Genomic DNA, 25,583 nt, shown 5'->3' on the forward strand with positions numbered 1-25,583 from the left:
TGCCCATTGTTGGGTGCGAGCCGACCGGACCGGCGCCGTACCCGGCTATCATTGCGGCAACCTCAGCGAGACGGTCCGCGTGCGGCCGGTTGGCATGAGGCTGCCGTTGCAGCTTGCTACGCAGTCCTGCGTCAAATAGTGCGCAGGGCGCGTAGTTTTCCTGTTTTAGCAGCAAGCTCGATGCGATCTCCGGGACAGGAGGGGTGACAAGATGCACTACGGCAACTTGCGTAAGCTGGCGAGAGCGCTGATGCTGGCCTTTCTTTTTGCGACCCCTGTTTCCGCGTGGGGCGCGCTGACCATCGACCCACTTCCTTCTCCCTCCCTTAACGCAAGCCTCACGGTCACGGGTACCTGTGCGGAGGAGGCAACCGTAACCCTCGACGTCCCGGGAGCGGTGGTCGGGCCGGTCAGCTACCCCTCCCCAACTGCCTGGTCGGCAGCCGTTTCCGGCCTGGCCGACGGCAGTCACACCATCACCGCCACAAGCGACCGGGACGAGCCCGCCTCAGCCAGCGTCGAGGTCTTCGTCGACGCGAACGCCCCCGTCCTTACCGTCTCGACCCTCCCCGGCGGAGCGGTCACCAACGTCGCCCTGCTGAACATCGCCGGCAGCGCGACCGACGCCGCCAGCGGCCCGGCAGTGGTGAACATCAACGGAGACGCCGTTCAGGTCCAGCCCGACGGCGCCTTCAGCGGCGCAGTCACCCTCGTCAGCGGCCCCAACACCATAGCCGTGGTAGCTACCGACCAGGTTGGCAACAGCGTGACCGACAGCCGCGTGATCCGGCTCGACCTTTCGGCTCCGCACCTTACCATTACCTCGCCCGCCGACAACGTCGTCACCTCGCAGGGGGGGGTAACGGTCGCCGGCACCGTCGACGAGGAATCGGTGGTGACCGTCGCCCTCGGCACCGGGAGCCCCCAGGCGGCCGAGCAGGAGGGCACGTCGTTTACCGCCCCCGTCAACCTCGGGCACGGACTCAATACCATCACTGTCACTGCAACCGACCTGGCCGGAAACAGCGCCGTCGCCAAGCGAACTGTTCTGTACGATAGCAGCATGCCGAACCTGCAGGTGACCCAGCCGCCCCAGGACCAGAGTACCAACATACGGACACCGTTCATCGCCGGGAGCGCGAGCGATGCGGACAGCGCCGTTTCGGTGACCATCGCCGCGGGGGGGCAGAATTACTCGCCCGCGGTGGCGGGTGGGGGCTTCAGCCAGCAACTTTCGCTGGGGGGAGACGGCTCCTACCCCGTGACGGTCACCTGCGCTGACCAGGCCGGGAACCAAGCGACGGTGGTGCGGACCCTGCTTCTGGACACGACCGCCCCGGCGGTAACGGCGGTCACGACGACATCGCCGGCGGGACACTACGGTGAAGGGGCCCAGATCCCTCTCACGCTCTCCTTCAGCGAGGCCGTGACCTCAACGGGAGTGACCCTCGCCCTCTCGAGCGGCGGCAGTGCGAACTGCGGCGCCATTGCGGGAGGGACCAGTTGCATCGCGGTCTACACCGTCGCAGCCGGACAGATGAGCGCTGCGCTGGATGTCGTCTCGGTCAGCGGGTCGCTCGTCGACAGCGCCGGTAACCAGGTGACCGGGCCGACGGTAAGCGCCCAGGCGAACCTGAGCGCCTCCAAAGTCCTGATCATCGACACGGACGCGCCCACTGCCACCATCACCGGGCATCCTTCAGATCCGACGGCGCAGCAAAGCGCCACCTTCACTTTCGCCAGCGACGAGGCCGGCTCAAGCTTTGCCTGCAGCCTGGACGCGGGAGCGTTCGCCTCCTGCAGTTCGCCGGTGGTTCTGGATCTTTCGGGCAGGCCCGACGGCCGGCACACCTTCGCGGTGAGGGGCATCGATCCTACCGGCAACGTGGGTGCGGCGGTGAGCTGGAGCTGGACCATCGACACGGCGCCTCCGGCGGTGAGCGCCGGGGGAGGGCGCACCGCGGGGAGCGCCTTTACCCAGACCGGGAGCGTTTCCGACGCGACGGCGACCACGCTGTCCTGGAGCAAGGTGAGCGGCCCGGGTGTGGTCAGCTTCGGCTCCCCGTCCTCCGCCGCAACGACGGTATCCATGGATAAGGACGGCAGCTACGTGCTGCGCCTGACGGCGACGGACGCCGCCGGGAACAGCGCCTCCGCCGATGTTACGGTGGTGTGGGACAGCACACTTCCTGCGGTGAGCGCCGGGGGAGGGCGCACCGCGGGGAACGCCTTTACCCAGACCGGGAGCGTGTCCGACGCGACGGCCACCACGCTGTCCTGGAGCAAGGTGAGCGGCCCGGGGGCGGTCAGCTTCGGCTCCCCGTCCGCCGCCGCAACGACCGTATCCATGGATAAGGACGGCAGCTACGTGCTGCGCCTGACGGCGACGGACGCCGCCGGGAACAGCGCCTCCGCCGACGTTACGGTGGTGTGGGATTCCTCCCTTCCCGCGGTGAGCGCGGGGGGAGGGCGCACCGCGGGGAGCGTCTTCACCCAGACCGGGAGCGTGTCCGACGCTACGGCGACCACGCTGTCCTGGAGCAAGGTGAGCGGCCCGGGGACGGTCAGCTTCGGCTCCCCGTCCGCCGCGAGCACGACGGTATCCATTGATAAGGACGGCAGTTACGTGCTGCGCCTGACGGCGACCGACGCCGCCGGGAACAGCGCCTCCGCCGACGTTACGGTGGTTTGGGACACCTCCCTTCCCGCGGTGAGCGCCGGGGGAGGGCGCACCGCGGGGAGCGCCTTCACCCAGACCGGGAGCGTTTCCGACGCTACGGCGACCACGCTGTCCTGGAGCAAGGTGAGCGGGCCGGGTGCAGTCAGCTTCGGCTCCCCGTCCTCCGCCGCAACGACGGTATCCATGGATAAGGACGGCAGCTATCTGCTGCGCCTGACGGCCACCGACGCCGCGGGCAACAGCGCGTCCGCCGATGTCGCCGTGGTCTGGGACAGCACCCCCCCGACCGTCAGTGCAGGTTCCAGCCGCACGGCGAGCGCCCCATTCGTCCAGACCGGCAGCGTATCCGACGCGACGGCCACCACGCTGTCCTGGAGCAAGGTGAGCGGGCCCGGTAGCGTCGTTATCAATTCACCGTCCACAGCGAGCACGACGGTATCCATGGATACGGACGGCAGCTACACACTCCGCCTGACAGCGACGGACGCCGCGGGCAACAGCGCCTCCGCCGACGTTACGGTGGTGTGGGACACCTCCCTCCCCGCGGTGAGCGCGGGGGGAGGGCGCACCGCGGGGAGCGCCTTCACCCAGACCGGGAGCGTTTCCGACGCGACAGCGACAACGCTCTCCTGGAGCAAGGTGAGCGGGCCGGGGACGGTCAGCTTCGGCTCCCCGTCCGCCGCGAGCACGACGGTATCCATGGATAAGGACGGCAGCTACCTGCTGCGCCTGACGGCAACGGACGCCGCGGGGAACAGCGCCTCCGCCGACGTTACGGTGGTGTGGGATACCTCCCTTCCCGCGGTGAGCGCGGGGGGAGGGCGCACCGCAGGGAGCGCCTTCACCCAGACCGGGAGCGCATCCGACGCGACCGCGACCACGCTGTCCTGGAGCAAGGTGAGCGGCCCGGGTGCGGTCAGTTTCGGCTCCCCGTCCTCCGCCGCAACGACGGTATCCATGGATAAGGACGGCAGCTACCTGCTGCGCCTTACGGCGACCGATGCCGCGGGGAACAGCGCCTCCGCCGACGTGACGGTGGTGTGGGACACCACCTCGCCGACGGTGAGCGCAGGCGCTGGGCGCACTGCGGGGAGCGCTTTCACCCAAGTGGGGAGCGTGTCCGACGCGACGGCCACCACTCTTTCCTGGAGCAAGGTGAGCGGCCCGGGGGCGGCCAGCTTCGGCTCCCCGTCCGCCGCGAGCACGACGGTATCCATGGATAAGGACGGCAGCTACCTGCTCCGGCTTACGGCGACCGACGCCGCGGGGAACAGCGCCGCCGCCGACGTTACGGTGGTGTGGGATACCTCCCTCCCTGCGGTGAGCGCAGGGGGAGGGCGTACCGCGGGGAGCGCCTTCACCCAGGTGGGGAGCGTGTCCGACGCGACGGCGACCACGCTCTCCTGGAGCAAGGTGAGCGGGCCGGGTGCGGTCAGCTTCGGCTCCCCGTCCGCCGCCGCAACGACGGTATCCATGGATAAGGACGGCAGCTACCTGCTGCGCCTGACGGCCACCGACGCCGCGGGCAACAGCGCGTCCGCCGATGTCGCCGTGGTGTGGGACAGCACCCCCCCGACCGTCAGTGCAGGTTCCAGTCGCACGGCGAGCGCCCCATTCGTCCAGACCGGCAGCGTGTCCGACGCTACTGCCACCACTCTTTCCTGGAGCAAGGTGAGCGGACCGGGTGCCGTTGTCATCAATTCCCCGTCCGCCGCTAGCACGACGGTATCCATGGATAAGGACGGCAGCTACCTGCTGCGCCTGACGGCCACCGACGCCGCAGGGAACAGCGCCTCCTCGGATGTTACCTTGATCTGGGACACCACGCTCCCGTCGGTCAGTGCCGGTACGCCCCGCACGGCCAACACAGCCTTCACCCAGTCCGGGAGCGTTGCCGACAGCACCGGCACCGCGCTTTCCTGGAGTCAGGAGAGCGGACCCGGTACGGTCAGCTTCGGCTCCCCGTCAGCCGCCAGTACGACGGTGTCCATGGACAAGGACGGCAGCTACCTGCTTCGACTGACGGCAACGGATGGCGCCGGCAACAGGGGCTACGGCGAAGTGATCATCGTCTGGGATACGACGCTTCCCGCAGTCGGGGCCGGGGCAGGGCGCACCGCGGGAAGCGCCTTCACTCAGACCGGGAGCGTATCCGACGCGACGGCCACCACGCTTTCCTGGAGCAAGGTGAGCGGGCCGGGGACGGTCAGCTTCGGCTCCCCGTCAGCCGCCGGTACGACGGTCGCGATGGATAAGGACGGCAGCTACACGCTTCGCCTGACGGCAACCGACTCCGCGGGGAACAGCGCCTCATCCGATGTCGCTGTGGTATGGGACACCACCTCCCCGACGGTCAGCGCAGGTCCTGCGCATGCAGCAAACAGCGCGTTCAGCCAGAACGGGAGCGTGTCCGACGCCACGGCGACGACGCTGTCCTGGAGCAAGGTGAGCGGGCCGGGAACGGTCGTCTTCAGTTCCCCCGCCTCGGTCAGCACAACGGTTTCCATGGACCTGGACGGTACCTACGTTGTGCGCCTGACCGCTACGGACGAAGCTTTGAACAGCGCGTCGGCCGATGTGACCCTCACCTGGGACACCACCCAGCCCCGGGTCGATGCGGGGGGGAGCCGGGTGAGCAACTCCCCCTACGCCCCCGCTGCGACCGCAAGCGACGCCAATGCCATCACCTACCGCTGGCAGCAGCTGTCCGGGCCTGGTTCGGTTGCCTTCTCCGACCCCGAAGCCCTGGCACCGCAGATTTCCGCCAACGCGGACGGCAGCTATACCCTGCGGCTGACCGCGACCGATGCCGCCGGCAACAGCGCCTCTTCCGACAGCACCATGGTCTGGGACACCACCCGTCCGACGGTGAACGCGGGAGCGGGGCGTACCGCCAACGCACCCTTTCTCCAGTCCGGAAGCGTCGTCGACGCAACCGGCACCACGCTTTCCTGGAGCAAGGTCAGCGGCCCCGGTGCCGTCACCTTCGATCCCCCCTCAGCGGCGAGCTCGACGGTCGCCATGGATCGCGATGGCGTCTACGTGCTCCGGTTGACCGCCGCAGATGCAGCCGGCAACAGCAGCAGCAGCGACGTCGCCATCACCTGGGACACTACGGCGCCGTTCATGGTCCAGCCGCTGCCGGTCACTACCGCCGTCGCCGTCGATGTCACGGTGAGCGCAAGCGATGCCACACCGCTTGGCTATCTGTGGCAGCAGCTATCCGGACCGGGAACCGTGTCTCTCGGATCGCCCGGGAGCGCCACCACGAGCGCCAGCGCTGACCAGGACGGCGCCTACCGGCTGCAATGCACCGCGACCGACGCCGCCGGAAACAGCAGTATGATCGAGGTCTCCTTCACCTGGGATACCACGGCGCCCCAGGTCGCGGCGGGGGGGAGCCGGGTGGTCAACGCTCCCTTTATTCCGGCCGCCTCGGCCGGCGATGCGACCCCTCTCAGCTACCGCTGGGAGCAGCTCTCAGGACCGGGGAACATCGCCTTTTCCGATGTGACCGCCTTGGCGCCGCAGATATCGGCCACCGCGGACGGCAGCTATTCGCTGCGCCTCACCGCGACCGACGTGGCCGGCAACCGCTCCAGCGACACCCTGGCCCTGCTTTGGACCACGCAGCTTCCTGTGGTAAGCGCCGGTCCAAGCAGCGCCCACAATGCGACGTTCACCCAGTACGGCTTTGCCAGCGGCACCACGCAGCTCACCTTCCGGTGGAGCCAGGCGAGCGGGCCGGGGAGCCTTACCTTCGGTTCTCCCGACGCTCTCGCCACCACCGTGAGCGCGGACCAGCAGGGTACCTACCTGCTCAGGCTCACCAGCACCGACCAGGCCGGCAACGTTTCCACCAGCGACGCCACGCTGATCTGGGACCTGGCCTCTCCGTCGCTCTCGCTTGCTCTGCCGCCCGACCACAGTTACACCAGCTTGCAGCAGTTCACGGTTTCGGGCAGCGTCGTCGACGCCCTGAGCGGTCTTCAGTCGCTGCAGCTAAACGGCGCCAGCTTGACGGTGGACCCAGAGGGGAATTTCAGCAAAACCATCCAGCTCAACTCGGGAACCAACGTGATCACGGTGGTGGCCATAGATCTCGCCGGGAACGCGAGCCACTCGACCAGCAGCGTGGTCCTCGATCAGGCGGTGCCCACCATTACGCTCACCGCACCGGGGGGCAGCGAATACAAGACCAACATGTCCCAGCTCATGATTACCGGGAGCGTCGACCACGACTGTGCCCTGGGGATCCATGTCTCCGGCCCTTCCGGCGTGCGCGACTACAGCATATCCGTGCTGGCGGGCTCCCTGTTCAGCCAGCTCGTCGACAACCTTGCGCTGGGAGTGACCACCGTTACGCTTACGGCCGTCACACAGGCGAATCTTTCTTCGACCCGCGTCATCACGGTCACCTACGAGACGCAAGTGCCGATACTGACCCTTACCGCTCCGGCTGGCGACGTGCGGCCGGGGCAGAACTCTCTCCTGATAGCGGGGACGGCGACGGACACGGTGACGACAGTGAGGGTGACCATAGCGGTCAACGGACAGTTCTATACCCCGCCGGTGGTGGACGGGCAGTTCAGCCAGACCGTACCGCTCACCGTCAAGGGGCTCTATCCGGTCACCGTCACCGCAACCAACGAGACCGGAGGCGCCACGGTCGCCACCAGGAGAGTCATCTACGCCACCCCGACCGGGGACCTGAACGGGGACGGCAAGACGGACATAAGCGACGCCCTGCTGGCCCTGCAGGTCTCCGTCGGCATGCGGCCTCAGTTGGACGGCTTCCTGGTCTCAGGGGACCTGGCCCCCCTGGTGGGAGGGGCACCCGCACCCGACTGGAACATAGACATCGGCGACGCGGTGCTGATCCTGCGCGTCATCGTCGGATCGCTGGCGCCGCCGGGATAGGTTGGCGTGGGGGCGCAAGGGGGATCATCACAGGGGAGGATCGGCATGGGGAAAGGTCTGAATGTGTGCGCGGTGCTGGTGGTGGGTATGGCGGGGCTGCTTGCGGGATGCAGCGCGGGTGGCTTCCAGGGTCCGGAAAACAACACCGGCGGAGGTACGGCACCTAATGCGGTGCTGAAGAGGGTTGGAGGAACCGCCTCGAAGGGGATCATACAAAACGGGAATGTCGAGATCTATGCCCTGGCGAGCAACGGCGCGGTGGGGGCGCGGCTGGGGGGGACCGTCACCAACGGCTTCGGCCAGTACACGACCAGCGTCAACATCACCGGGGCGGCGCTGTTCACCGTGTCCGGAGGCAGCTACCTCGACGAGGCCACCGGGCAACCGCAAACCATCCCGGCGACGGCGCCCCTAAGGGCGGCAACCACGACCGTAGCCGGCACCATGCAGGTCGCCATCACCCCCTTGACGGAACTCGCCGTGCGCGCGGCCGGGACGCCGCTTATCGCCACCCGCATCGACAGCGCAAACAAGCTCATCTCCAAGCTCTTCAAGGTCGACATTCTCACCACGCAGCCCATCGCCGCCACGGCGAGCGACTTCGCCGAGGTCGGCACCGGGCAGGAGCAGAAGGACTACGCCCTGGCGCTGGCCGCCTTCTCCCAGATGGTGCGAGACTACTACGGGGGGAACCTCGACGCCTGCCTGGCCGCGTACGGCGCCGACCTCGCCGGGGACAGCACGCTTTCTCCCGACCTGGGCCAGCGCTTTCAGAGCTCCCTGTCGGCATACCTTGCCTCGCCGCAGAATCAGACGGGCGTGACCGATGCCGCGGCCACCAATCTCGCCAATGCCGGCGGCGGTACCATGACCCTGCATCTGGCCACGGCAGGCACCCTAGCGCCGGGGAGCTCCATCTACGGCATCACGGTGCGTCTCGCCTTCCCGCCGGGGGCGTCGGTCAAGGTCACCGACTTCGCATACCGGCAGACGGATGCACTGGCCGTGGTGGCCAGCGGCGTCTTCCCCTCGGATCTCTACACCATGGGGGTATTCCAACCGGCAAGCCAGACGGCTCCGGCGACGCTCACCGTCTCCATACCCCAGGCCACGGGGTCGCCGACAGGTGAGTTCCTGACCGTGGTCTGCGACCTCCCCGTGGGGGTTAGCTATCTTCCCTCGGATTTCGGGGTGCTTTGGTTCAAGGCGGTGGATAAATACGGCGCGGAGATCGCGGGGTTGCGGGTGGAGATCGGCCAGTGATAAGGGAGGGGAGTGCTTGGGTGAGCTGAAAGGATGCGCTTTAGTGTCTGGGGAAGCTGGCTGAGCTGAAAGAAGCGTTCCGCCAAAGGGACAGGCACCTCATGGAGCCTGTCCCTCTTGCTTACTTCTTGATCTTCTTGAGCATGGCCTCGATGACGTGGTGGGCGTCGTTGACGGCGGTGTAGATCAGGTTGGGATGACGCTCTTCCTGGATGGCTCCCTGGTTGATACGCATGTAGCTCGGGGAGATAGCCCCGCCGATCACGTAGACCCCCTTCCTGGTGGATTCGAAATCGGCAGTGAGTAGCAGTAACCGATCGCCTTCCTTGGCAACCTGGCAGACACCTTCGGCGCAGGCGATGGTCTGTACGCCGATCTTGTCGTAGATGGAGGTCGGGCCCTGGCTGCCGATGCAGGCGATGACGTTCTTCATCGGGAAACTCATGGCGTGGTAGCGCTCGATACCGCCGGCCATCTTGTCCTCGCTGACCCGGATTACCAGCCGGTCCACACCCTCGTCATCGACCTCGCCGATCCTCGGGGTGGCGCCGGGCAAGAGCCTGATGTTGCCACCCAACAGGATCTCCTCGCCCAAACGCTGCGCGGTTTCCTTGTTGACGTCGAAGGTTTCGGCCATGTGCGCCCAGTACACCGGTTCCTTGTCGTTGGCGTTACGCTTCTCCTTCAGGATGGAGATGATGACGTCGGCGGCGGAGTTGCCCCCGCCGATCACCAGGGTGCGCACCCCGATGTACTTCTTGGGATCGTCGAGCCCCTTGGCGACCATCTTGGCGTCGCCGTACACGGAGAGCTCCTTGGGGATGGAGCTGCCGAAGGCGAGCAGCACCTTCTTCGCCTGGAAGGTGCCCCGGGAGGTGTGCACCTTCAGGTACTCGCGCCCTTCCTCGATGTTCTCGAACTGGGTGTCGGTGAGTACGTTGAGCCCCTCGTGCTGGACGAAGTGCTGCACGTACTGGATGTACTTCTCCACGGTGACCGGTTTGTCGGGCGGACGCAGCTCTTCCACCAGGAACGGCTCCGGGTTTTCCTTAGGTTTGGACGGATAGACGTTCTTCCCTTCGGGATAGGTGTTGGCGATGCCCTGGAAGATCGACTTGCCGGACTCGATCAGGATATGGCTCAGGCCGTTTTTGTGACACAAGTAGGCGGCGGCCACTCCACCGGGGCCTCCGCCGACGATAAGTACATCGTATTTTTGATCCATGGTGCTCCTCGCGGGTCTCTTACTGGGTGTTCTATAACGGTACAACTATACACGTTTGGCCGGGTGCTTCCTAGCAATAATGAGAAGCGGGCTTGGCAAAGAGTCGGCATCGGGTAGTATAGGGAGGCAGTCCGAAAAAAACAACGCTGGCGAAGGAGGAGGGGGCTATGGCCGAAAGAGACAACAAGGTGATGGTTGGGGCGCTGCTGCTCCTGGCCGGAGGGATCATCGGGGCAGGGGTGGCACTTATGTATGCGCCGCAAAGCGGCGAGAAAACCCGCAAGGAACTCGGTCGCTACGCCAAGAAGGCGCGCCGCAAAGGTGAGGATGCCCTGGAGGCGGTAGAGGACTTCACCGAGCAGGTGGGGGAGATGGCCGAGGCGGTCGGCGAGCGGGCCTCAGAGATCCTGGACCGCGGCAAGGACATGGCCTACGGTGCCAAGAAGGGGCTCCTGAAGGCCCTCGAGGACGGCGAGGCGCGGCTGATGAAGGAGAGGTCGAGGCTGGCCAAATTAATAGGGTAGGGGCAAGCGCCCTCACCCGGCCTTCGGCCACCCTCTCCCAAAGGGCGAGGGTACTCTGAACGAAAGAAAGGCCCCGCATCTGACGACGCGGGGCCTTTTTGTTGCCTCTACCTTATCTTAATCTTTGTCTCAATCTGCCTTAAATCCCCTTGCCGGTGAGCTTCACCAGGGCTTCCATGTACTTCTCGCCGGTTTTCCTGACGATCTCCTCGGGAAGCGCCGGGGCGGGAGCGGTCTTACCCCAGTCCAGGGTCTCCAGGTAATCACGCAGGAACTGCTTGTCGAAGGAGGGCTGCGGACCACCCGGCTGGTAGCTGTCCTTGGGCCAGAAACGGCTGGAGTCCGGGGTCATGCACTCGTCGATGATGATCAGCTCGCCTTCGTAAATGCCGTACTCGAACTTGGTGTCGGCGATGATGATCCCTTTCTGGTCGGCCAGGTCGCGCGCCTTCTCGTAGATCTTGAGCGTGACGTCGCGCACCTTCTCGGAGATCTCCTTGCCGCAGATCTCGCACATCCGCTCGAAGGAGATGTTCTCGTCGTGGGTGCCGAGCTCGGCCTTGGTGGAGGGGGTGAAGATCGGCTGCGGCAGGCGGTCGCTCTCCTTGAGCCCTTCCGGGAGCTTGATGCCGCAGATGGCGCCGGTCTGCTGGTAGTCCTTCCAGCCGGAGCCGGAGATGTAGCCGCGCACGATGCACTCGGCCGCCAGCGGCTGGGCCTTCTTCACCCACATGGAGCGGCCGGCCAGGACGTCGGCGTAGGGCTGGCACTCGGCGGGGAAATCGGCCACATCGGTGGAGATGATGTGGTTCTTGATGATGTCTTCCATTTGGCGAAACCAGTAGGCGGAGATCTGGGTCAGGACGTATCCCTTGTGGGGAATTCCCTCGTTCATGATGACGTCGAACGCGGAGATCCTGTCGGTGGTGACGATGAGCAGCGTCTCCCCGAGGTCGTAGATGTCGCGCACCTTCCCGCGTGCGGCAAGTTTGAGGCCGGGGAAGTCAGTGTTGAGTACCGGTGTTGTCATTGGTGCATTCTCCTTTTATTCGCGCTGAGCGTGAAAAGTGAAAGGTGAAGAGTGCACCCGCACCCTCCACCTCGCACTGTAACCTGTGTTGTTTCCCGTTTAGTCCTGGAGCACCAGCGGGTTGATGTCGATCTTGGCCTTGCTGCGCAGCTCCTTGACCCACTTGTCCAGGGCCTCCTGCTGCTTCTTGGGCAGAAGGGCCGCCTTGATGGTGCCGGAATCCTTGGCGAGGCCGGTTAGCGGCGCCTCGGTGCGGGACTTGAGCGCAACGGCGTACCAGCGGTCGCCTACCTTGAAGGGCTGCTTGGCGGCCTGGTTGGGAGCGTTCAGGGTGAAGGCCGCCTCCATCATCTCGGGGGAGGCGCCGATGGTGGGCACCTGGCCGGTGGGAGCGAAGCCGAAGCTGCCGGTCTCCTTGGCGGCGACGCCACCCTTGGCGAGCTGTGCCAGCGCCTCTTCGGCCTTCTTCTTGGCCAGATCGGCGGCCTTGACCTCGACGGCCTTGGCTTCGACGGCGCCCTTGATCTGGGCCAGCGGCGGAACGGCGGCCGGCTTCCTGTCCAGCACCTTGACCAGGTAGATCCCCTTGGCGGTTTCCACCGGGCCACCCAGCTCACCCTGCTTCAGGGCGAAGGCGCGGGCAACCACCTCGTTCTCGCCGGCCAGCGCTGCTGCCGGTGCCTTGGCGGTGAACAGCGGGGTCTTTTCCACCTTGCCGCCCAGGGAAGCCGCGGCGCCGTCCAGGTCCGCGTTGCCCTTGAACTTGTTGACCGCGGCGGCGGCCTGCTCGTAGGCCTCCTTGGCGGCCTTCTGCTTCTGGGCGTCGGCGGTGGCCTTGTCCTTCACCTCGGCGAAGGGAAGGATGCCCCCTTTGCCCTGGTAGCGGTCGATGTTCTTCTGGTAGTAGGTCTGCACCTCTTCCGGGGTGACGTTCACCTTGGCAGCCAGCTGGGCCGGGTTGACCAGGGTGTAGGCGACGGATACCTGCTCCGGGGTTTTGAACTCGTTCTGGTGGTCCTGCAGGTAGGTGGTGAGCTCCTGGTCGGTCAGCTTGATGCTCCCCTTGACGTCGGCGGGGGAGAAGGAGACATAGGCAAGGTTCACCTTGTCGTTCTGCTTCTTGTAGGCTTCCTTAACCTCGGCGTCGGTCACCGTGGCGGCTTCCTTGATCTTGTTGCGGGTCTTCTGCAGCAGCATCTCCTGCTCCTGGGACTCCTCGAAGTCCTTGGGGGTGATGCGGTTGGCCTTCAGGGTCTGCTGGTAGACACCGAAGTCGAAGGCGCCGTTTTTCTGGAAGGCGGGGATCTTGGCGATCTCGGCGGCAACCTCGTCCTTCTTGACCTTGATGCCCATCTTGTCAGCCTGGGCCAGGATGAGGACGTTGTCGATCAGGGTGTCGATGGTGAGCTTCTTGATCCCCATCTGCTTTTCCAGTTCCGGGGTAAGGGTGCGGCCGTAGATCTGCTCGTAGAGGCCGCGGGTGCGGTAGTAGCTCTTCTGGAATTCATCCAGGGAAATCTTGGTGCCGTTTACCGTTGCCGCATAGCTCTTGCCACCGCGCCCGTCACTGCCGCCCTTGCCCCAGACCAGGAAGATGGTCCCTATGAAAGAAAGAACGATGACAATGAATACAACCTTGATGACGATGGATTGCTTGTACTTCCTCATTACGCCTAGCATTCCGGTTCGGCTCCTTTGTGCTGATAAGATTGAGTCTATTTCATAATCAAGAGTGGCGAATGATAATATACTTTAATCGCAAAAGCAACGGTAGAATGAAGCAGTATACCGGCCGGCCCGTGCCAGGCGTGTGCCATGACACGGGTTTTCTTTGTTGCAAGCGCCTGTCCCATTTGCTATATTTCCACCTTTGAGCCGGGCACGGGCCCGGTTATCGCGTAAATTCAAAGGAGTTCTTGCATGCTCAAGATTTTCGATGCCCTTTTCGGCATGTTTTCTAACGACCTCGCCATCGACCTCGGCACGGCCAATACCCTCGTCTACCTCAAGGGCAAGGGGATCGTGGTGCGCGAGCCTTCCGTGGTGGCGGTCCAGAAGATGCCAAACGGCCAGCAGAAGGTGCTTGCCGTAGGGATGGAGGCAAAGAAGATGCTCGGTCGCACCCCCGGCACCATCACGGCCATCCGGCCCATGAAGGACGGGGTCATCGCCGACTTCGACATCACCGAAGAGATGCTGCGCTACTTCATTCACAAGGTCCATAACAGAAAGACCCTGGTCCGTCCCAGGATCGTCATCTGCGTCCCCTCCGGGATCACCCAGGTGGAGAAGCGCGCCGTCAAGGAGAGTGCCGAGTCCGCCGGCGCCCGCGAGGTGTACCTGATCGAGGAGCCGATGGCGGCCGCTATCGGCGCCGGGCTTCCCATCACCGAGGCCTCGGGCAACATGATCGTCGATATCGGCGGCGGCACCACCGAGGTGGCCGTGATCTCCCTGGCCGGCATCGTCTACACCAAGAGCGTCCGCGTGGGTGGCGACAAGATGGACGAGGCGATCGTTCAGTACATCAAGCGCAAGTACAACCTGCTCATCGGCGACCGCATGGCGGAGCTGATCAAGATCGAGATCGGCGAGGCATACCCGGGCACCCAGTTGCTGCACATGGAGGTCAAGGGGCGCGACCTGGTCTCCGGGATCCCCAAGACCACCGAGATCGATTCCAACGAGATCCGCGAGGCGCTCTCCGAGCCGGTTACCGCCATCGTGGACGCGGTGCGCAACTGCCTGGAGCGTACCCCGCCCGAACTGGCGGCCGACCTGGTGGACAAGGGTATCGTGCTGGCCGGCGGCGGCGCGCTGCTCCGAAACCTCGACGTGCTGCTGCGCGAGGAGACCGGGCTTCCCGTGGTGACCGCGGAAGACCCGCTCTCCTGCGTCGTGCTCGGGTCCGGCAAGGTGCTCGACGAACTCGCGCTGTTGCGCAACGTAGCGGTCAGCTCCTAGTTTCCCGTTCTCCCATTTGCCGTTTCTGCCCGAGGGATGCCCATGACCGACGCTATCATAGACGTCATCATACCCGTATGGAACCGGCCCGACGAGACTCGAAACTGCCTGGTCAACCTGATCAACCACACCCCGAACGCCCGGCTCATCATCGTTGATTGCGGCTCCGAGCGCGACACCGAGAGGATGTTGCAGGAGTTCGCGGACGGGCTGGAAGAGCGCGCCCTGTTGATGCGCGACGACAGCAACATCGGGTTCGTGCGTGCCGTGAACCGCGGTTTCGACAGCTCAAAGGCCCCTTTCCTGGCCCTGGTGCGCAACACCAGCATAGTAACCGCCCGCTGGCTCGATCCGCTGCTGCAATTTGCCGAGCAGCATCCCGAGGCGGGTATCCTGCTTCCCTGCCTCGATCCGGGCGACCCGTGCGAGGGCCCCTGCGAGGTGGAGAGCGGCTCCTTCGCCGCCATGGTGATCCGCCGCGAGCTCTACCGCGAGATCGGTGGGCTGGACGAGCACCTGGACGGCGGCGCCTGGTGCCTCAAAGACTTCACCCGGCGCGCCTGCGCCAAGGGGTACTTCACCGTCCAGGTGCCGGGTCCCGCGGTGCACCACCAGGAGGAGGTGCCGCTGGGGTCGGAACTCAGGCGCCAGGAGACCCTGCAGCGCAGCATGACCGCGTTCCGCGACCGTTGGGGCGAGGGGGGGAGTTTCCTCTTGCACGTGCCCAAGGGGGTCGAAGTGGAGCTTTTGCGCCAGAAGCTCGACCTGCTGGTGCAGGGGGCGCGCCACGGCGACAGCTACACCGTGCTGCTCCCCCACGCGCTGAGCCAGGCGGCCCGGCAGTCCGGGCTTTGCTGCCTGCACGAGAACGTGAAACTGGTGCCGCTGCCACGGCTGTCCTGGGACGGCATGAAGCGCCGCCTCTACGAGAAGCTGATCGGCGAACGCCCCGGCACCATGCCGGTGACCGCGGTGGACGGCATGCCGTTCCCCTGGAGCGAGCGCTACCTCTCGTTCTCCGAGCTCACCGAGCGGATCAGGGGCCGGGTTCACTAGCATCGCCGCGGGGAGCCGCGGCGCGGAGGGTTGATGAAAGAAGAGATCAAGGCCCAGCTCCAGGCCCACGCCCAAGTCATTGCGGCGCTCGAAAGGGACCTCTGTCCGTCCCTGGAGAGCGCCGTTTCGCTTTTGGCCCGGGCGCTGGCCGAGGGGAGGAAGCTCCTCGTGTTCGGCAACGGCGGTTCGGCTGCCGACGCGCAGCACTTCGCCGCCGAGATAGTCGGGCGCTTCAAGCTGGAGCGGCGCGCGCTGCCGGCCATCGCCCTCTCCACCGACACCTCGATCCTCACCGCCGTGGGCAACGACTACGGCTTCGAACGCATCTTCTCCCGCCAGGTGGAGGCGCATGCCGGCCCGGGAGACGTGCTGGTGGGGATCTCGACCAGCGGCAACTCGCCCAACGTGCAGCTGGCCCTGGAGACCGGCAAGGGCCTGGGGTGTCGCACCGTGGCCCTCCTGGGCAAGGATGGCGGGAGCATCAAGGACGTGGCCGAGCTCTCCCTGGTGGTCCCCAGTAACGACACCCCCAGGATCCAGGAGGGGCACATCACCATGATCCACATCCTGTGCGACCTGGTGGAACGGAAACTTTTTTCATGACGGCGCGGCGGGATTAAGGCAGCGGGAAAGGCCAGGGGCACCATGGAGCAGCGGCGGGCGGTTTTTCTCGACCGGGACGGGACCATCAATCAAGAGGTGCAGTACCTGAGCAGGGTGGAAGAGTTCCGCCTCATCCCCGGGGTCCCCTACGCCCTGCAGCGGCTCAAGGACGCCGGTTTTCTCCTGATCGTGGTGACCAACCAGTCCGGCATCGGGCGCGGCCTGTACGACGAGGCGGCGCTGGCGGCGATCCACGACCGCATGCACGAGGAACTGGGCGACTTCGGCATCACCATCGACGCCTGTTACTTCTGCCCGCACCACCCCGAGCACGGCGTCGGCGACTACCGGGTGGAGTGCTCCTGCCGCAAACCCTCGCCCGGCATGCTGGTGCAGGCGGCCCGCGATTTCGACATCGACCTGGCCCGCTCCTACATGATCGGCGACAAGCTGGCCGACATCGAGGCGGGACTCAACGCCGGCTGCCGCGCGCTCATGGTCCGGACCGGCTACGGCGCCACCGATTCGGCGCGTCTCCCCAAGGGGGTGCGGGCCTACGAGGACCTGCAGGCGGCGGTCGAGGCGATCCTGGTCGCCGAAGGGAAGGGGAAGCGCAAGAAACGCTGAACCGGCAGCGCAGCAGTGACGACCGCCTCCTTTTAGCGGCCGCTACCGGACCGGTTTTGAAAACCGTCCGGAGCGGCCTTTTTCGATGGAGTGGGCATGAAGCCGTACCACCAGATCTTTCCGAATGCAGCCGAGTCGATCATGACCCTGGAACTGCTGGCGCAGAGCGGACGGATCCCGAAGGGGAGCTACGCCTTCGTCGAGTGCTACTGCACCAGCCCCGGCTGCGACTGCCGCCGCGTCGCCCTCTTGGTGCTGGACCAGAAGCAGCGCCAGAAGGCGATGATCTGCCTGGGCTTCGACTGCGACGGCCCCTTCACCGGCCCCTACCTGGACGGCTCCAGCTACCAGGTCCCCTACGCCGACGAACTGCTCGACTTCTGCGTGCACACCCTGAATGCGCGTCCGGAGTGGGTGGCGCGCATGAAGCAGCGCTACGGCGAGGTGCGGGAACTGATCGACGGCATGCCCTACCGCGGCACTCCGTTCCCCCTGCCCGGAGACCTCTTCTACCGCGCCATGCCGGCACCCGACCTGGAGACCATGCTGACCGAGTCGGTCCGGCACGGTTTCACCCCCGGCTGCCCCCAGCCCACCTGCACCACGCAGGGCGGACCGTCGGGGACCATGCGCCTGGTGGAGCTGTTTGCCCGGGCCGGGGTGAGCGCGTCCATCTCCATCCTGCTCAGCCTGCAGGACGAACTGCACCGCCACCTGTTGGCCGATCCCCTGGCGGTTGAGGAACTGGCGACCCTGCTGGCGGCCCTGGGGCGCGACGCGGCGGCGGACCACGACCGGGTCTCCGCGGCGCTGAGGATCCTCTCCCTGGCCCTTGAGTTTTACCAGGTGGAAGCGGAGGGGGGGCGCCCGGGGGCGCGGCAGCAGCTGCAGCGGCTGCAAAGCGCGCTGGCGCTGCGGATATACCGTGAGCGAAGCAGCATGGAGCTGCGCCTCTCGGTGACCGATATCCTGCTCAACAGCCGCCTGAACCTGATCCCCGAGCTGCAGGCCATCTGCCGGGCTGGGGAGGGCGAGGGCGAGGCGCAGGGGCAACTCGACCCCCGCGCTGGCTCCAGCGAGGAGTTCGTCTCCGGCATACTGCGGCATTTCGCCTCGGCGGGGATTGCCTGTCCCTTTGCCGGTGCCCAGGAGATCCTGGAGCTGTTCTCGGTGAACGACCCGGAGCTGAGGCCGGGGCTGACCTGGGAACTTCTGACCGCCGATGCACCCTTTCTGCGCGAGATCGCCGCGCTGCTCGTCTTCAATCCGGAACCGGAGCTTTCCCGCGAGGTGGCCCGGATGCTGGTCGCGGTGGCGGGGGCGACGGTGACTCCCTCAACGCTCAGGCGCCTGATCATGGCGCGCAACTGGTTTGCCGAGCCGACCCGGGGCATCGTGGACCAGACCATCAACAACGCGCGCCGGGCGCGAGTGCCGTGCGCCCACCTGGAGGCGCCGGGCGAGGAGACCGTCTACGCGAGCTGCCTGGACGGCTCCGGGTCCCAGGTTTTTCACGTCATCGTCGCCGACCAGGCTGCCTATGCCGGCTGCACGCTGACCCTGCAGGAAGGGGGCGGCATCACCGACTGTTCCGTGGTGCGCCTGGAGACGCGCAGGGACCGGGAGGATTTCGTCAGGGGTGCCCGCAGCCGGCGCTGCTGCCTTGCGTCAACGGGGGAGTACCTCGACCTGCGCCTGGGCATGGCGCTTGCCGCCGGCACCGAGGCGGGGCGGGTGCCGGGACATTGGCTGGTGCGGGCGGCGGAGCTTTTGGGGAGGGACCACTGGAAGGGGATCCAGTTGGACCCTGCGGACATGCTGCAGCAACTGGCCGAAGAGGTTAAAGGGGGCAGCAAGGCTGAGGGGGACAGGCAGCTGCGGAGCCGGTCCCCGGCCAGCGAGGAGCTGCTCGCCCTGGAGGAGTCGGGACAGTGGCACCGCTACCGCGCCCTGTTCGGGAACTGGCGGGTGGAGGGGAGCGCGGTGGATCGGGTCATCGAGGCGGCCCGTGGCGCGGGCAAGCCGGTCAAGGCGGCCACGGTGCTGGAGCGGCTGTGCGACCAGGTGCTGGAGCAGCAGCGACCGGTCCTGTTGGAGCGGCTGGTGCTGCAAACGCTCTGGCTGAAGGCGGCAGCGGGGGAGGCGCCCATCCCCTGGCAACGGATGTACCACGTGGCGCAGGCAGTAGCTGATGAAAGCATCGCATTGAAAGAGATTCCATTGGCAGTATCGATAGCACGGCAGAGTTACACGGCATACCGCAAACGCAACGAAAACAGCAGGCAGGGGAGTGGCAGTTAGATGATGGAAGTTTCACCGGTTCTTTTTCCCGTATTGTTCCTTACCGGCGCGGTCGCCGGTTGTATCGACGCCATCGCAGGCGGTGGCGGCCTCATTACCATCCCGGTGCTGCTCGGCATCGGCCTGCCGCCGCAGGCGGCGCTGGGCACCAACAAGCTGCAGGCAAGTTTCGGCTCCTGCTCCGCCATGGCGCACTTCGTCAAGGCGGGCACGGTCAACCTGCGCGACGCGCTCCCCGGCGTCATCTGGACCACCATCGGCGCCATCCTCGGCTCCTACACGGTGCAGCAGATCGACCCGGGTTTTCTGAAGAAGTGCATCCCGTTCCTGCTGCTCGGCATCCTCTGCTACACCATCTTCACGCCCAAGCTGGGCGCAGAAGAGGTGCACCCGCGCCTGCCGCGCCGGCTCTTCTACACCATAGCCGGGCTGGGGCTCGGCTTCTACGACGGCTTCCTGGGACCGGGGACCGGTTCCTTCTGGGTGATCGCCATCATGCTCGGGCTCGGCTTCGACATGCGCAAGGGGACCGGGTACACCAAGCTGTTCAACTTCGTGAGCAACATCGTGTCGCTGGTGGTGTTCGTGGCGGGCGGCCACGTGCTGATCTGGGCGGGACTGCTGATGGGGGCGGGGCAGGCGGTCGGCGCACGCATGGGGGCGAGGCTGGTGATCCACAAGGGGACCCGGTTCGTGAGACCGGTGTTCATCTGCTCGGTGCTGGCGGTGACGGCGAAGCTGTTTTGGGACAGCTACCGGTAGCACCGGCGCAGCCGGGGGCTACTGGTGGACGGGGGCGGCGCAGCCGCCACAGGGACCGGTGGTGGCAACTGCGGGTGGACGGGGGCGGTAGAGCCGCCACAGGGACCGGTGGTGGCAACCGCAGGTGGACGACATGGACCCGGTGGACACGATGGACAAAAGTGGACGGGGGACTCAGAAAACCGGTGGACTAAAGCGTGGGGCGGCTCCTGCGCGGCTATAGCTCGCGCAGGTTGCCGGCTTCGGTTTCGGCACCCAGGTCGTGGGCGTTCAACTCCTGCTCCAGGTGACCCAATAGCTCGGCTACCTGCTGCACATAGGCCTGCGGCACACTTTCCAAAAGACGCAACGCGTTGTCCAACCGCTTCGCGGCCGATACGGCGGCTTTCAAGGGCACCAACGGGTTGGGCTCTTCACGCAGCGCGGCTACTTCCTTGAACTTCTTCAATACGGTGGGGTGACTCTTGTCGTCCTCGACCACTCGCTTTCTCAAATCGCCATACTCTTCGGCGGTAAACCCCTTTTCTTCCTTGGCCTGACGCAACAGGTCGATGGACCTGAAGTCGGGCAGGGGACGCAACTCCTCGCGGCGGTCCAATAACTGCGGCTCTTCCTTCTCCATGAACCGGTAGGCCATGGTGAGCTTTTCGGCGGTGCCGCGCTTGATGCGTATCTCCTGCACGCAGTACTCTTCAAAGGTCCCGTAACCCCACTCGCGAAAACGACCCCTCTTGCTGACATCCAGCAGCTTCTCGCCCAGCTCGACCCACGACGACTTGAACCTTTTCGCCTTGTCCAACACCTCGTACCGGTCGCTCCCCGGCTCCAGGTGCTGCATGATGGCTTCGATATGACGCTCGCTGCTCGACTTCGGTGTTTCCTGCATCGCTTCCTCCTGTGCCGCGCACTTTTCGTGCTCAAAGCGACAGCGAAATTATCAGAATCCGTCCGGTTTTTGAAGTTTTTTATCTTGGCTATCGCTCTGAATCAGGTTAAACTTTTGCCTGCTTCACTACCGGCATACAAGGAGCTCACTATGGAACAGCGTCTGACTGACATGGAGATGCTGATCATGCACCAGGGTCACATCATCGACCAGTTGAACGAGGTGGTCACCGGGCACCAGGCCCTCATCGACCAGCTCACCAAGGAATTGAAGATCATCAAGGAACACCTGCGCGGCCTGAGCGCTTCCGAAAACAGGCTCCCCTCCGAAGAAGAGCCTCCGCCCCATTACTAACCGAACAGGAATCACATGAAGAAAGTTGCCCTCGGCTGTACCGGTCTCAGCATCAATCCCCTCGTTTTCGGCACCCTTCCGCTCGGCCCCCTGCAGGCCGCGCTCTCCCCTGAAGAGGGGGGGCGCCTGATCCGCTACGCGCTGGAGCGCGGCGTGAACCTCCTGGACACCGCCGAACTGTACCAGACCTACCCGCATATCCGTGCCGCCCTGGCCGGCTTCACCGGCGAGGTCTTCATCGCCTCCAAGACCCACGCCAACACGGCGCAGGCGGCGCGCGGCCACGTGGAGCGGGCGCTTACCGAACTGGGCCTGGAGCGGCTGGACATCGTGCACCTGCACGGCGCCCGGGTGGCCGATCCGTTCGTGGAGCGCCCGGAGGTGATCGAGGCGCTGCTCGCCATGAAGGAGGAGGGGAAGATCGCCCACGTCGGGCTCTCCTCGCACTTCGTGAGTGCCATGGTGAAGTCCGTGCAGCATCCGGAGATCGAGGTGGTGCATCCCCTCATCAACCGGACCGGCATGGGGATCATCGACGGCACGCAGGAGGAGATGGCCGCCGCCATCGCGGCCTGCGCCGCGGCGGGGAAGGGCGTCTACGCCATGAAGGCGCTGGCCGGGGGAAACCTCATCTCCACGGCGCGGGAAAGCCTGCGCTTCGTGCTGGGGCTCACCGGGGTGCACGGCATCGCCCTGGGCATGCTGTCGGAGGCGGAGATCGACGGGAACCTGGCGCTGTTCCAGGAAGGGCGCGCCGACGAGACACTGTGGAACACCCTGGAGGGGAGGCGGCGCAAGCTGACCATCATGGAGGCCTTCTGCAAGGGGTGCGGCGCCTGCGTGCCGGCCTGCACCAACAACGCCCTGGCCATGGTGGACGGCAAGGCGAAGGTGGACGACGACACCTGCATCCTGTGCGGGTACTGCGGGGCGGCGTGCCCGGAGTTTATGATTAGGGTGGTGTAGGCGGTCGGTCGGTCGGTCTTTTTGTGGACGCGGTGGACCTGGTGGACCCGGTGGACGCAGTGGACACCGAAAGAGTTGGTGAGAGCGTGTGAAGTTGGTGAAAGCTGGTGAAAGCTGGTGAAAGCTGGCAGAGCGTAAGGGGCTGAGGGGGAGAGAAGGCTATGAGTACGGGTATCATCTTCAACGTGCAACGCTACTCGCTGCACGACGGACCCGGCATACGCACTACGGTCTTCCTGAAAGGGTGCCCGGCACGGTGCTGGTGGTGCCATAACCCGGAAAGCCATACCGCCACGCCCCAAACGGCCTGGTCGCAAAACCGCTGCATCTCGTGCGACGCCTGCCTGCTCGCCTGCCACGATGGACTGCAACCACGCGAGGCGTGCCGGGCCTGCGGCGACTGCGCGGAGGCCTGCCCCACCGGGGCTCGCGAACTGCTCGGGGCCGAAACTACCGTGGACCAGGTGCTGCAGAACATCCTCAAGGATCGCATGTTCTTCGAGGAGTCGGGGGGCGGGGTCACCTTCTCGGGGGGCGAACCGCTCTGCCAACCGGCCTTCCTGAAAGCGCTTCTCACTGCCTGCCGCTCTCACGACATCCATACCGCCGTCGACACGGCCGCGCTCTGCCCACCGGAAACCCTCATCGAGATCGCCCCGCTGGTGGACCTCTTCCTCTTCGACCTGAAGTGCGCCGACGACGCGCTGCACCAAAAGGGAACCGGCCTCGGCAACGCCCGCGTCCTCGACAACCTGGCTCAACTGGGACGGGTGCACCGCAACATCTGGATCAGGATCCCGGTCGTCCCGGGCTTCAACGATACGGAAGAGGAGATGGCGGCGCTGGCCGACCACGCGGCACAAGCCGCCGGGGTGCGCCAGGTCTGGCTGCTCCCCTACCACGGCAGCTGGGCCGCCAAGCCGGCCCGCCTGGGCGCCGAGCCGCCGGCAGAGGCCCTGGCCGCACGGACGCCGTCACCGCAGACCATGGAAGATTTCGCCCGGCTCTTTACCGCCCGGGGATTGGATACGCAGATAGGAGGGGGAGCCTAGATGAACGCCAGAACGACACGACTGCGCCAGGAAAGCCTTGCCGCCGAGCCCGCCATTTCCGCCGAGCGGGCGCTGCTGCTCACCGAGTTCTACCGCGACAACGAGGGACGCTGGTCGGTCCCGGTGCTGCGCGCCAAGTCCTTCCTCTACCTCTGCGAGAAAAAGACTATCTACATCGGCGACGGCGAGCTGGTGGTCGGTGAGAGGGGACCGGCGCCGAAGCTGGTGTCGACCTACCCGGAGCTGACCTGCCACTCGGTCGAAGACCTGCGCATCCTCAACTCACGCGAGCTGACCGCCTACCGCGTCGACGACGCCTGCCTCAAGGCGTACCGGGAGACGGTGATCCCGTACTGGGAAAGCCGCAGCCTGCGCGACAAGATCTTCGCCGCGCTCCCCGATGAGTGGCACCAGGCCTACCGCTACGGCATCTTCACCGAGTTCATGGAGCAGCGTGCCCCGGGACACACGGTGCTGGACGACAAGATCTACCGCAAGGGGCTGCTCGACTTCAAGAAGGAGATCGCCCAGGCCATCGATGCACTCGACTTCGCCAGCGACGCCGACGCCTGGGCCCGCCGGGAACAGCTGGTGGCCATGGACATCTCCTGCGACGCCGTCATCCTCTTCGCCGAGCGCCACGCCAAGCTCGCGGAGAGCATGGCCGCGGCCTGCGCCGATCCGGCGCGCAAGCAGGAACTGCTGAAGATCGCCGCCAACTGCCGCTGGGTGCCGGCGCATGCCCCTTCCGATTTCTGGGAGGCGCTGCAGTCGTACTGGTTCTGCCACCTGGCCGTGATCACAGAGCTGAACGGCTGGGACGCCTTCAGCCCGGGGCACCTGGACCAGCACCTGTTCCCCTTCTACCAGGCGGAACTTGGCAAGGGGACCCTGACCCGCGAGGAGGCGCGCGAACTTTTGGAGTGCTTCTTCGTCAAGTTCAACAACCACCCCTCTCCGCCGAAGGTCGGGGTGACCGCCGCGGAAAGCGGCACCTACACCGACTTCGCCAACATCAACCTGGGCGGGCTTCTGCCAGACGGCTCAGACGGCTCCAACGAGGTCTCGCACCTGCTCCTGGACGTGATCGACGAGATGCATCTCTTGCAGCCTTCCAGCAACGTGCAGCTCTCGCGCAAGTCCCCGGACGCCTTTTTAAAACACACCCTGCAGGTGGTGCGCAGCGGCTACGGTTTCCCCTCCATCTTCAACGCCGACGCGGTGGTCGAGGAACAGCTGCGCCAGGGGAAGAGCCTGGTCGATGCCCGCGCCGGCGGCTGCAGTGGCTGCGTCGAGGTGGGTGCCTTCGGCAAGGAGGCCTACATCCTGACCGGCTACTTCAACCTGGTGAAGATGCTGGAACTCGCCCTGCACGACGGCGTCGACCCGCTGACCGGGGTGCAACTGGGGCCGAAGACCGGCAGCGCGGCCGGCTTCAAAAGCTTCGAGGAACTCTTCGAGGCATTCCGCGCCCAGCTGGCCCACTTCCTGGACATCAAGATCCGCGGCAACCGCCTGATCGAGATGATCTACGCCGCGCAGATGCCGGCTCCCTTCCTGTCCGTCTTGACCGACGACTGCATCAGCCGGGGTGTCGATTACAACGACGGTGGCGCCCGCTACAACAACAGCTTCATCCAGGGGGTAGGGATCGGAAGCATCACCGACGCGCTGTCGGCCATCAAGGACCACGTCTTCGAGCGCAAGACCCTGTCCCTGCCGGAACTGGTGGCCAAACTGGACGCCGACTTCGCCGGCGACGAGCCGCTCAGGCAGCGGCTGTGGAACAAGACCCGCAAGTACGGCAACGACGACGACTACGCCGATGACCTGATGCGCATGGTCTTCGACGCCTTCTTCAACGAGGTGGACGGCAGGCCCAACACCAAGGACGGCGTGTACCGCATCGAGATGCTTCCCACCACCTGCCACGTCTACTTCGGTTCCGTCACCGGCGCCACCCCCGACGGGCGCAGGCGCGGCACGCCGCTCTCCGAGGGAATCTCCCCGGTGCAGGGGGCGGACCGCGGCGGCCCGACCGCCGTGATCCGCTCGGCAGGGAAGATGGACCACATCAGAAGCGGCGGCACGCTCTTGAACATGAAGTTCTCCCCGACCCTCCTCTCCGACGCCGGCGGCCTGGACGGCGTGGCGAGCCTGGTGCGGAGCTACTTCAAGATGGACGGGCACCACGTTCAGTTCAACGTGGTCAACGTGGAGACCCTGAAGCGGGCGCAGGCCAATCCCTCCGAGCACCGCGACCTCATCGTGCGCGTGGCCGGGTACAGCGACTATTTCTGCGACCTCTCGCCCGAGTTGCAGGACGAGATCATCACCAGGACCGAGCACACCTCGTTCTAGGCACCAAAT

At 65.6% G+C, this 25,583-nt stretch carries 17 protein-coding genes; 13 read left to right on the forward strand and 4 right to left on the reverse strand.

Annotated features, from left to right (window positions below; genetic code table 11):
• The first annotated feature begins 211 nt into the window (after positions 1-211).
• Positions 212-7,600, forward strand: coding sequence for a PKD domain-containing protein (locus tag JFN91_RS12735; protein WP_199389573.1), 7,389 nt, complete (start codon positions 212-214; stop codon positions 7,598-7,600).
• A 45-nt stretch (positions 7,601-7,645) separates the two neighbouring features.
• A complete protein-coding gene (locus JFN91_RS12740; RefSeq protein ID WP_199389574.1) occupies positions 7,646-8,863 on the forward strand; it encodes a hypothetical protein in 1,218 nt (405 codons plus the stop codon).
• A 121-nt stretch (positions 8,864-8,984) separates the two neighbouring features.
• On the opposite strand, the gene JFN91_RS12745 is transcribed toward JFN91_RS12740, so the two are convergent.
• On the reverse strand, positions 8,985-10,088 hold the full coding sequence (locus JFN91_RS12745; protein ID WP_199389575.1) for an NAD(P)-binding domain-containing protein: 1,104 nt from the start codon (positions 10,086-10,088) through the stop codon (positions 8,985-8,987).
• Between the two features lie 167 nt (positions 10,089-10,255).
• Here JFN91_RS12745 and JFN91_RS12750 point away from each other — a divergent pair, with 167 nt between their 5' ends.
• The gene (locus JFN91_RS12750) at positions 10,256-10,612 is read left to right on the forward strand and encodes a YtxH domain-containing protein (RefSeq protein WP_199389576.1); all 357 of its coding nucleotides are present in this window, start codon (positions 10,256-10,258) and stop codon (positions 10,610-10,612) included.
• A gap of 139 nt (positions 10,613-10,751) precedes the next feature.
• On the opposite strand, the gene JFN91_RS12755 is transcribed toward JFN91_RS12750, so the two are convergent.
• Both JFN91_RS12755 and JFN91_RS12760 read right to left on the reverse strand, forming a co-directional pair.
• Positions 10,752-11,642, reverse strand: a complete 891-nt coding sequence (locus JFN91_RS12755) for a phosphoribosylaminoimidazolesuccinocarboxamide synthase (RefSeq protein ID WP_199389577.1) — start codon at positions 11,640-11,642, stop codon at positions 10,752-10,754.
• A 99-nt stretch (positions 11,643-11,741) separates the two neighbouring features.
• Positions 11,742-13,322 (reverse strand): peptidylprolyl isomerase, encoded by a 1,581-nt coding sequence (locus JFN91_RS12760; RefSeq protein WP_199389578.1) that lies wholly within the window; start codon positions 13,320-13,322, stop codon positions 11,742-11,744.
• Between the two features lie 240 nt (positions 13,323-13,562).
• Between JFN91_RS12760 and JFN91_RS12765 the strand changes: the two genes are divergently transcribed.
• From JFN91_RS12765 to JFN91_RS12790, 6 genes are all read left to right on the forward strand, one after another.
• A complete protein-coding gene (locus JFN91_RS12765) occupies positions 13,563-14,606 on the forward strand; it encodes a rod shape-determining protein (RefSeq protein ID WP_015720676.1) in 1,044 nt (347 codons plus the stop codon).
• Positions 14,607-14,648: 42 nt separating this feature from the next.
• The gene (locus JFN91_RS12770; protein WP_199389579.1) at positions 14,649-15,662 is read left to right on the forward strand and encodes a glycosyltransferase family 2 protein; all 1,014 of its coding nucleotides are present in this window, start codon (positions 14,649-14,651) and stop codon (positions 15,660-15,662) included.
• A gap of 33 nt (positions 15,663-15,695) precedes the next feature.
• Positions 15,696-16,265 (forward strand): D-sedoheptulose 7-phosphate isomerase, encoded by a 570-nt coding sequence (gmhA, locus tag JFN91_RS12775; RefSeq protein ID WP_199389580.1) that lies wholly within the window; start codon positions 15,696-15,698, stop codon positions 16,263-16,265.
• A gap of 42 nt (positions 16,266-16,307) precedes the next feature.
• Entirely contained in the window at positions 16,308-16,892 is a 585-nt protein-coding gene (gene gmhB / locus JFN91_RS12780) for a D-glycero-beta-D-manno-heptose 1,7-bisphosphate 7-phosphatase (RefSeq protein WP_199389581.1), read from the forward strand.
• A gap of 96 nt (positions 16,893-16,988) precedes the next feature.
• The gene (locus JFN91_RS12785; protein WP_199389582.1) at positions 16,989-19,193 is read left to right on the forward strand and encodes a hypothetical protein; all 2,205 of its coding nucleotides are present in this window, start codon (positions 16,989-16,991) and stop codon (positions 19,191-19,193) included.
• Positions 19,194-19,955 (forward strand): TSUP family transporter, encoded by a 762-nt coding sequence (locus tag JFN91_RS12790; protein ID WP_199389583.1) that lies wholly within the window; start codon positions 19,194-19,196, stop codon positions 19,953-19,955.
• Between the two features lie 217 nt (positions 19,956-20,172).
• Here the strand turns inward: JFN91_RS12790 and JFN91_RS12795 are convergent, their stop codons facing one another.
• Positions 20,173-20,841 (reverse strand): hypothetical protein, encoded by a 669-nt coding sequence (locus JFN91_RS12795; protein ID WP_199389584.1) that lies wholly within the window; start codon positions 20,839-20,841, stop codon positions 20,173-20,175.
• Between the two features lie 150 nt (positions 20,842-20,991).
• On the opposite strand from JFN91_RS12795, the gene JFN91_RS12800 reads away from it, so the two are divergent.
• The 4 genes from JFN91_RS12800 (at position 20,992) to hypD (ending at position 25,574) form a co-directional block, all read left to right on the forward strand.
• Positions 20,992-21,195, forward strand: a complete 204-nt coding sequence (locus JFN91_RS12800) for a SlyX family protein (protein ID WP_199389585.1) — start codon at positions 20,992-20,994, stop codon at positions 21,193-21,195.
• 15 nt (positions 21,196-21,210) lie between these two features.
• Positions 21,211-22,161: an aldo/keto reductase gene (locus JFN91_RS12805; RefSeq protein ID WP_199389586.1), complete on the forward strand. Its 951-nt coding sequence runs from the start codon at positions 21,211-21,213 to the stop codon at positions 22,159-22,161.
• 161 nt (positions 22,162-22,322) lie between these two features.
• Positions 22,323-23,213, forward strand: coding sequence for a glycyl-radical enzyme activating protein (locus tag JFN91_RS12810; protein ID WP_199389587.1), 891 nt, complete (start codon positions 22,323-22,325; stop codon positions 23,211-23,213).
• On the forward strand, positions 23,214-25,574 hold the full coding sequence (hypD, locus tag JFN91_RS12815) for a trans-4-hydroxy-L-proline dehydratase (RefSeq protein ID WP_199389588.1): 2,361 nt from the start codon (positions 23,214-23,216) through the stop codon (positions 25,572-25,574). It begins immediately after the preceding gene.
• Positions 25,575-25,583 lie beyond the last annotated feature (9 nt).

The sequence above is a fragment of the Geomonas anaerohicana genome (assembly GCF_016458305.1).
GTDB classification, from domain to species: Bacteria; Desulfobacterota; Desulfuromonadia; order Geobacterales; family Geobacteraceae; genus Geomonas; species Geomonas anaerohicana.